2 protein-coding genes are annotated in these 1,012 nt (G+C 51.8%); one reads left to right on the top strand and one right to left on the bottom strand.

Features of this window, described 5'->3' with window-relative positions:
* A partial coding sequence (locus ACRC27_RS08025) for an ABC transporter permease (protein ID WP_438639616.1) occupies nt 1-567 on the top strand: 567 nt, incomplete at its 5' end.
* A gap of 149 nt (nt 568-716) precedes the next feature.
* Here the strand turns inward: ACRC27_RS08025 and ACRC27_RS08030 are convergent.
* On the bottom strand, nt 717-1,012 hold a 296-nt coding region (locus ACRC27_RS08030; protein WP_438639617.1), incomplete at its 5' end, for an exodeoxyribonuclease III.

Here is a 1,012-nt window from a genome sequence, read left to right on the forward strand (position 1 = left end):
TGTAGCCGTTCACGCATCGCCTCATCATTGGTCTGGATGTTTACCTATCTGTTTCGCGGTACGCCATTACTGGTACAGCTGTATTTGGTTTACTACGGCCTGACCATGATTGAGGGGATTCAGCACACGGTTTGGTGGCATTGGCTGCAAGACCCGATTTACCCGTGTTTACTGGCCTTTGGTTTAAATACCGCGGCCTATACCACCGAAATTTTGCGCGGCGCCATGCAAGCCACTTCGCGCGGTGAGCGAGAGGCGGCGCGTGCCTTTGGTATGTCACCTTGGCAGATGACGCGGCGGATTATATTGCCCTCGGCGTTTCGCCGTGCACTGCCGGCTTATGCCAATGAAGTGATTTATATGCTGCATGCCACGGCGTTAGCAAGTGTAGTGACCGTGATTGATATTACCGGTGCGGCGCGCGATGTGTATGCGCAGTTTTATGCACCGTTTGAAGCTTTTAGCTTTGCGGCTCTGTTATATCTTGGCCTGACATTTTTATTAGTGTGGGGATTTCGGTGTTGGGAAGATCATTGGCAGCGTCATTTACGGCCACTGGCGTGCTGACATCAATCGTTACCAGCAAGTAATCTGGCATCTACCAACAAAACGGGTCGCATCAGCGACCCGTTGCTATTTAAGGCGGTTATGTACTCATGCGGATCTCGCATATCAGCGAAGGGAAAACTCCACATTAGCTCACAAGATCGCAGCAATTAGAGCGTAAAATTAGCCCAGATAGGCGCATGATCAGACGGTTTTTCCATCCCTCGGGTTTGATAATCAATACCGGCTTCGTTGCAGCGCTCGGCTAACATCTGGGTGGCTAAGATCTGGTCGATGCGCAGGCCACGGTTATCATCAAAGCCCTTTGAGCGATAATCAAACCATGAGTAGCGATCATGGGTATCTGGATGCAGGGCGCGGAAGGTATCCACCAGACCCCATTGCAGCAGGGTATCCATCCACTCGCGCTCTTCTGGCAAGAAGGAGCATTTGCCGGTACGCAGCC

The sequence above is a fragment of the Plesiomonas sp. genome (assembly GCF_051650925.1).
Taxonomy (GTDB): domain Bacteria; phylum Pseudomonadota; class Gammaproteobacteria; order Enterobacterales; family CAMTGL01; genus Plesiomonas.